Here is a 7,398-nt window from a genome sequence, read left to right on the forward strand (position 1 = left end):
AATTAACAGGATGTACTCTCAGACAATTTCAAGAGAGATAGGCTTTTAGTGGCTTGGGAACAAGCTTTATCAATTTATTCATAATCAATATTGGCAGAGGATTAAAGATTAGTTATTGTGACTAACTCTTTTGGTTAGAACAAGATAAATTTGAGAATCTTCGGTCAAATTTATTGACTCAAAATCCGCTGTACTTAATTTAAATGAATCAACCCTAGGGGGAAGGGGGGATCGGCACCCCCCTTATCAAGGGGGGAAGGGGGGCAGAGGGGATCGAACCTAAAATTCATTTTTAATTTAATTATAACCAACAACTTAATAACTGGATTTGGTATCAGTTATAGGTAAAAACTTCGCTACTTTCTTTTCACTGATTACTGATTACTGATCACTGACAAGCCCCTAATTTTTAGGTTTTTGAGGCGTTGAGGGAATTAAAACGAGGGGAAAGATAGGCGACTAAAACCCCGAGGGCAAAACCAATTAAATTGCGGAAAAGGGGCAGTAATTCACTGGTGCGAGTAACCACCGGTCCGATGCCAAAAGCAACGAAGAGGATAAACCAGAGGGGAGAGACAATTAAAACCCATTGCCAAGCGAAAACCTGTCCTTCTTTGCGAGGAATACCGGCAAAACCGAAGACTAAACCGCCGACAATTGAGGTAATTAAAGTTAAGATCCACTGTTCCTTCGGTAAACCCGGGACTACCGCACAACCACCTTTAACTAAACAGCCTTTTACCGTGTCTAAGGATTGTACGATCGCGTTATTTTCGCCATTTTCCCGGACAAAATACATATTACCGAAACGGGCCTGTAATTCGATCCAAAAAGTGCGGGGTAAAAATTCATAGACGGCATCACCAATACTAAAAGATAGTAGATTACCGCCCCGACCATCGGCCACTAGGAGAATACTTTTATCATCCAATCCCCAGAAATTAATCACTGCCCGGCCAGGGCTGCGGTCATATTGGGTTAAAACTCGCATTTTCCAGCCCGTTTCCCCTTGAAATGTCTCGATATCTCGGATTAATGCTTCTTCCTGTTTTGCGGGTAGATAATTGGCTAAATCAACGATCGGAGTGGCTTGATTGGGCAGTAATTCGGGATTATTCACCGCTAGAGCTTGATCCGGGCAGATAATCCAACCCAGACAGCTAATGACACCAATTACAAGAGCGATCGAGATTCCTCGGCAAAAACGATTGAGCATAGCACTTCTAGACAATGAGAATTTTTTCAGCAAGGGTGTAGGCTAACTTTCAGTTTCTTTACACTTATTTACTTTATCTTAAGGGAATTCTCAACTTTAGTCACCCAGTTATCAGGAGTCGGTCATCAGGAGTCTGTCTTCAGGAGTCAGGAGTTGAGAGTTGGGGTTTTAGGGAGTTGGGGTTTGAGGGTTTGGGGGTATTAGTTGAAATTCCCCTATCTCCCCACTCCCCCATTTCCCCATTTCCCACTTCCCACTTCCCCATCTGCTTAACTGCGTTTCCAAGTATTCCAAGCGACTTTAAAACCGATCAAGAGGCGACGGCTGCCACGATCGAGCTTGCTAAGACCAGCTTTAGCACTACCGAGACTGCGATCGACTCCCTGGGCAACTTGGCGGGTACTTTTGACCCCTTCATCGATATTTTCGGTTAATTCGCTGATTTCTGCCCCTGTCAGGCGAATTGCTTCTAGAGTCGGGGGAAATTCCCGATGGAGGGTATCGAATAATTTTTCGGCACTCCGGGCTGCCCGGGCTAACTCTTGCAGGGCAGGCAAAGCAGCGATGAAAACCGCCGTTAAACTAACGGCGACTAGCAGTAAAGAACATCCTAGCCAGAAAATAGGTTCGGTCATTTAATGGTCATTCGAGTGATGATTATCGGCTTGGGGGGATTCTTCCGAGTCGGGGAAAGGATTGTCCGTGGCTAGACTTTGACTAGCTTCGATTCCGGCTGTCACCGCCTCTTTTAATCTCATTAAAGTATCATCCCAATTACGCCGGGCTGATTCCGATAGGCGATCGGCCTGCAATTGCACCGTCGTGGTCAGATCTTCGGCTAATTCAGGCAAAGCCCGCGCGGATTTTTGCAGAATTCGACGGGTTTCTTTTCCAGATCTGGGCGCTACTAATAAACCCGCCACTGCCCCGATCGCACTGCCCACTAAAACCCCGACGACGAATAAGCCACCGTTACCGTTATTTTTATCTGCCATAGGATTGCCCTTGTACTTAATTCCCAATTTTACGAGGAATTACACTTCTCTTGTGCAGTTTCTTCGGCAAAAATTTTGGACTGTTGCTCTTGGCAAGCAAAAACAGACCTAGAAGGGATAACTTGAGAAAAAACTAGCGATCGGGCAAAACCCGATTTTATTGCTGACTTTGAGCCAATAAGGGAGTGAAAAAGAAGAACCTCTGGGAGTCTTGCCGTGTTTCGACCCCAAAGGTTCCTCTTATGCTGAACTTATACTCCTCACACAATATTTATATTACACACAACCCGCTGCTTTTGTCAAGGGGTTTCTGAAATTTTTTCCACAGACCTCTGGCCAAATTAATTTCCCAGGGTCGGTAGGCGCTCTTGCCGGGGACGGCTATCATACTGAATCACTGGTTAAGACTGTCTATGAGAGCCGGAGCTGCGGAGCGGGGAGAGGGAGTTTTAGCATTTGTACTAAAATTCTCAAGAGGCAGTTTAAATACAGTACAGCGTATCAACTATTGCCTTCAAGCCATGTTTTTAAATCTCGTTCTGGTTTAGCCACATTAAATAAATGTAAACCAAAATCCTCTGAAATATCTTGACAAATTTTCACTCCTCTGATGCTGTTGCCTTTTTCATCTAAAAGGGGCGAAAAAGTTCCAATTCCCAACTGATGGGGGACTACTGCCGTAATTCCGCCACCGACACCGCTTTTTGCTGGTAATCCTACCCGATAGGCCCATTCTCCTGAAGCGTCGTACATTCCACAGGTAAGCATAACACTGATCACATCTTGAACGTAGTGTTCATCGATCGCCCGTATTCCTGTGATTGGGTTGACACCTCCATTAGCCAAGGTAGCGGCCATCAGGGCTAAATCGTGAGCATGGACGAGGATGGCGCATTGTTGACAGTAAAGGTCGAGGGTTTCTTCAATTTTATCGCTAACCATGCCAAAATTTAGCATCAGATAGGCCATGGCCCGATTACGATTGCCGGTGGATTTTTCCGAGAGAAAAACGGGGACATTAATCTCGTGATCCCTACCCGTATAGCGTTTAAACATTTCTAAAATACGTTTTAGCCTTTCCGTGGCATTCTGTCCGGTGATTAAATCCGTGGTAGCGATCGCACCAGCATTAACCATAGGATTATAGGGACGATTGGTTTTTTCATCGAGAATAATCGAGTTGAAAGCTTCCCCCGTGGGTTCAACACCGACTTTACTATTAACGTATTCCCTTCCGTGATCTTCTAGGGCTAATCCAAAGACAAAAGCTTTAGAAATCGATTGTACTGTAAAGGTTTGCTGACAGTCTCCCACCTCAAAAATCTGACCGTCAGTGCTAATTACAGAAATACCAAACCATTCTGGAGCTGCTAGGGCTAATTCAGGAATATAATCGGCGATCTTACCCGTCTGTAAATCAGAGTATTTGTCGTGAAGATAGTTAAGATAGTTGCGAAAAGGATAGACCAACTTTTGACCAGAATTGACCGGACTAATAAAATCTTTTGGGGAAGCCATAGAGGAGCATAACAGTTATCTTAATAATGAGTGACAAAGTTGTGGTTTTGGCTAGTCAGTGGCCGGTATTGAGGAGACGATGCCCAATGAAGTTATAATTAGATTAACTGCCGTAATTTTGCTTGTAAAGTCTTTTTGCCGAATTTAGTTACAGTTTGTTGACGCAACCATTGCGGGTGACAACGTTGATCCTGACCTAGCAAAATTTCTAAACAAGCTTGAGCCACCTTTTCGGCATCTCGATAGGGAACGCGCCACCCCACCAAACCATCCTGCAGCGGTTCTGCTGAACCGTCCTCATCTCCAGAAATCACGGGAATACCACAGGCCATCGCTTCTAGGTAAACAATCCCGAATCCTTCCCGGGAGGGCATAACGTAAGCATCGGCTAAACGATAATGGTCGGCTAATTCCTCCGTCGGGACAAAACCCGCGAAAATTACCTGTTTATCCACTCCTAACTGCTTGGTTAAAGCTTCTAACCTGGGGCGGTCGTCCCCACGTCCAATGACTAGATATTTTACTTCGGGATAAGTCTCTAGAATTGTCGGCAGGGCCCGAATGGTAACATCTACCCCTTTATAGATATCCCCCGACCACAACCGGGCCACTGTTAATAAAACTTTGGCATTTTCCCTATCATATTTTTTGATTAATGTCAAGGACTTTTCACCTAAATTAAACTTTTCCTCATCCACCACACAGGGGAGAATTGCTACTTTGTTGGGATCGATAGCGTTAGCCTTACACATAAGATCGCGACTGTAACGGCTAATTGTCCAGATCGATGCGGCCGCTTGCAGGGCCTGTTTTTGGGAATTTGGTAAAGGTTCCCAGACTTCTTTGCCGTAGGTGAGGACGGTGTAGGGTATGCCTAAAGCTTGACAGTAAAGACGGGTGAGGGGGGCTAAATTTATATGACCACAAAAAACCCGTTGGGGACGTTTCTGGAGGAGAGAAACTAGAAACTTAAGGGCTAATTGAATGCGTCCGAGAGTTGCTGAGTTATTTTTCAGGTAATGAAAGGTAATACCTTGATTTTTGAAAGGATTAGGACAATCAGGGGCATCCCGCAGTAAAAAAACCTCGGCCGCCTCGCAATCGGGCAAAGTGAGATAAGCTTGCAGGACATCCTTGATATAGGATTGAATACCGCCTTCTTGGGAAAAAATCTCTAAAAATAGGAAGATATGAGGCATCATAGAACGTCAGCGTCAAAAAGTTTTAGGTTTGGCGAAAAAATTTTCCCCGATCTCTTATCTGTACTATCACACTTTCTTGATCTATTTCGATCGTCTCCCCAGTAATAGCTCCTAACCGCTAACAGTCCGAAAAAGAACAATCTGGTGGCTCTTCTTGAGTTTAACTGCCAGAATAAGGGGAATTCCGATGCTGATAGCTAAAATAACTGATATTAGTCAGTTTAGCTCATAATGCTGGTCAAGGCGATAGATAAAAAGTGAAGGACGGGGAAATAGTCATAATTTTCCCGGATGCCAAAGATCAAGCTATTTCTTTGTCCCTTGTGTCATCGGGGAATCTTCCCTTTTAACGCTAGATATAGCGGTGTGCAGTCGTATGAGGTACAGTGTCACGAGCTATAAACCATGCTAGGCAAAGCTTGGTCTGTATCTCACTCAAGCGCTTACCGCTATATTTTCAGGAATTGCTAGAGACAAAAAAAATTAAAGTTCCTCAACTGCCCTAGCAAAGGTTACAAATGCCCCCAGAACAGTTAAGCTTATTTTAGTCTCTGTAATTGCTTTTATGGCTCATTTGACTTCTGAAAGACTCAATTTAACCACAAAAATCGCCTATGGCGCGGGGGATTTGGGACCGGCTATCACTGCCAATATCTCGGTATTTTACCTGCTATTTTTCCTCACTGATGTGGCAGGATTACCAGCAGGATTAGCTGGTAGTGTGCTGATGGTGGTGAGAATTTTCGACGCTATTAACGATCCGATCATTGGCATGTGGAGCGATCGAACTCGTACTATCTGGGGTCGTCGCTTACCATGGATGTTATTGGGGTCGATTCCCTTCGGAATTAGCTATTTTTTACTGTGGTTAATCCCGACTAATAACCAATTATGGCTATTTTTATATTATATTTTTATTGGTATTATCTTTAATTTAACCTATACAGTAGTCAATCTTCCCTACCAGGCACTCACCCCTGAATTAACCCATGATTATAATGAGAGAACCCGCTTAAATAGTTTTCGTTTTGCCTTTTCCATCGGGGGCAGCATTCTCTCATTAATTCTCTATATTATCGTCTCATCGTCCTATGCCAACGATCTCCATCAAGCTTTTTTATTGTTAGGTGTAGTTTGTGCTTTAATGTCGATTATAGCAGTTATTTGGTGCGCTTTAGCTTTACAAGAACGAGGAGCAAAAGCGATTCTCAATTCTCCCCAGAAAAAAGTTTTGGCAATTGCTTTTATAGTTATCGGTGCGCTTTCCTCGGTCTATGGACTAGGAAAAATTGGGGTGAATCCCAGAGACTTTATCGCTATTTCCACAATTTTATTAGGAATAGAAGGGATAGTTTCGGGGTTAACCCTTTACTATGGCAAAACTGAAAATCATCTCAAGGATAGCGCGGCAATTAAACAGAGAGAAGCGGATAATAATACCGAAACTATTCCCCTGAAAGAACAATTAAAAATAGTTTTTGGTAATCGTCCCTTTTTATACGTTATTGGCATCTATCTTTGTGCTTGGTTAGGAGTACAATTAACTGCCTCGATTTTGGTTTACTACGTCGTCAGCTACATGAGACTATCGGAAGCAGAATCGGGTTTAGTCGCTTTGGCAGTACAGGGAACAGCTTTAGTGATGTTATTTTTCTGGCAAGCAGTTAGTCAGAAATTAGACAAAAAGATAGTCTATTTTTTAGGGATGACATTCTGGATTATTGCCCAAATTGGTTTATTTTTGCTCCAACCAGGAGAAATAACTTTAATGTATGCTTTGGCAGTTTTGGCAGGATTTGGCGTATCTGTGGCCTATTTAATTCCTTGGTCAATGGTTCCCGATGTGATTGAATTAGACGAATTAGAAACAGGAAAACGTCGAGAAGGTATTTTTTATGCTTTCATGGTACTTTTGCAAAAAATTGGTTTAGCTTTGGGGTTATTTCTTGTCGGTATTGCTCTAGAAACATCGGGTTTTAAACCGAGAATCCCAGGAGAAGCAATTCCCCTGCAGCCAGATAGTGCTTTAATAGCAATTCGCCTAGCAATTGCTCCTTTACCGGCATTTTTTCTGATCATTAGCTTAATTCTTGCCTATTTTTATCCAATTACTCGCCAAGTTCACGCCGAAATTTTAGACCAATTAGCAACAAGAAGACAAGAGGAAAAGTAAACATCAGTTTTTTGAGAAACACTGTCAGTTAAACCCCGTAATAATTTTTCTTCTTCAGGTTCCAATCGTTTTGTAAATTATCAAGACAAAGTTATACTAAATCCGTTGAGTATAGGCTATACTTTGCACGGCTATAACTTGCATTTTTTACTCAAAGACAATAATATAGTTTAAGAGTCATAATTAGAAGCAAAGCACTCATTGAAAACATGATTAACCTAGAATTCACGGAAGAAGAAAAGAACTCACTGTATTATGAAAGATTTCATCATCCTCATCCCCGGGTTCAACTGA

The 7,398-nt window shown here is 42.8% G+C and carries 6 protein-coding genes; 1 reads left to right on the forward strand and 5 read right to left on the reverse strand.

All coding sequences use genetic code 11. The features are described 5' to 3' along the window. Positions 1 to 409: 409 nt before the first annotated feature. The 5 genes from IM477_RS07190 to IM477_RS07210 form a co-directional block, all read right to left on the reverse strand. Positions 410 to 1,216 carry a TPM domain-containing protein gene (locus IM477_RS07190; RefSeq protein ID WP_002775882.1) on the reverse strand — a complete coding sequence of 269 codons (807 nt, stop codon included), beginning with the start codon at positions 1,214 to 1,216 and terminating at the stop codon, positions 410 to 412. A 269-nt stretch (positions 1,217 to 1,485) separates the two neighbouring features. Continuing rightward, positions 1,486 to 1,851, reverse strand: a complete 366-nt coding sequence (locus tag IM477_RS07195; RefSeq protein WP_287675131.1) for a DUF948 domain-containing protein — start codon at positions 1,849 to 1,851, stop codon at positions 1,486 to 1,488. Then, on the reverse strand, positions 1,852 to 2,211 hold the full coding sequence (locus IM477_RS07200; RefSeq protein ID WP_287731131.1) for a YtxH domain-containing protein: 360 nt from the start codon (positions 2,209 to 2,211) through the stop codon (positions 1,852 to 1,854). It lies immediately after the preceding gene. A gap of 501 nt (positions 2,212 to 2,712) precedes the next feature. Continuing rightward, a complete protein-coding gene (glsA, locus tag IM477_RS07205; RefSeq protein WP_287731133.1) occupies positions 2,713 to 3,729 on the reverse strand; it encodes a glutaminase A in 1,017 nt (338 codons plus the stop codon). A 98-nt stretch (positions 3,730 to 3,827) separates the two neighbouring features. Then, entirely contained in the window at positions 3,828 to 4,931 is a 1,104-nt protein-coding gene (locus IM477_RS07210) for a glycosyltransferase family 4 protein (RefSeq protein ID WP_287731135.1), read from the reverse strand. Positions 4,932 to 5,496: 565 nt separating this feature from the next. On the opposite strand from IM477_RS07210, the gene IM477_RS07215 reads away from it, so the two are divergent. Then, entirely contained in the window at positions 5,497 to 7,104 is a 1,608-nt protein-coding gene (locus tag IM477_RS07215; protein WP_287731136.1) for an MFS transporter, read from the forward strand. The last annotated feature ends 294 nt before the right edge of the window (positions 7,105 to 7,398 follow it).

This window comes from Microcystis sp. M090S1 (assembly GCF_020246295.1).
Classification (GTDB): domain Bacteria; phylum Cyanobacteriota; class Cyanobacteriia; order Cyanobacteriales; family Microcystaceae; genus Microcystis; species Microcystis aeruginosa.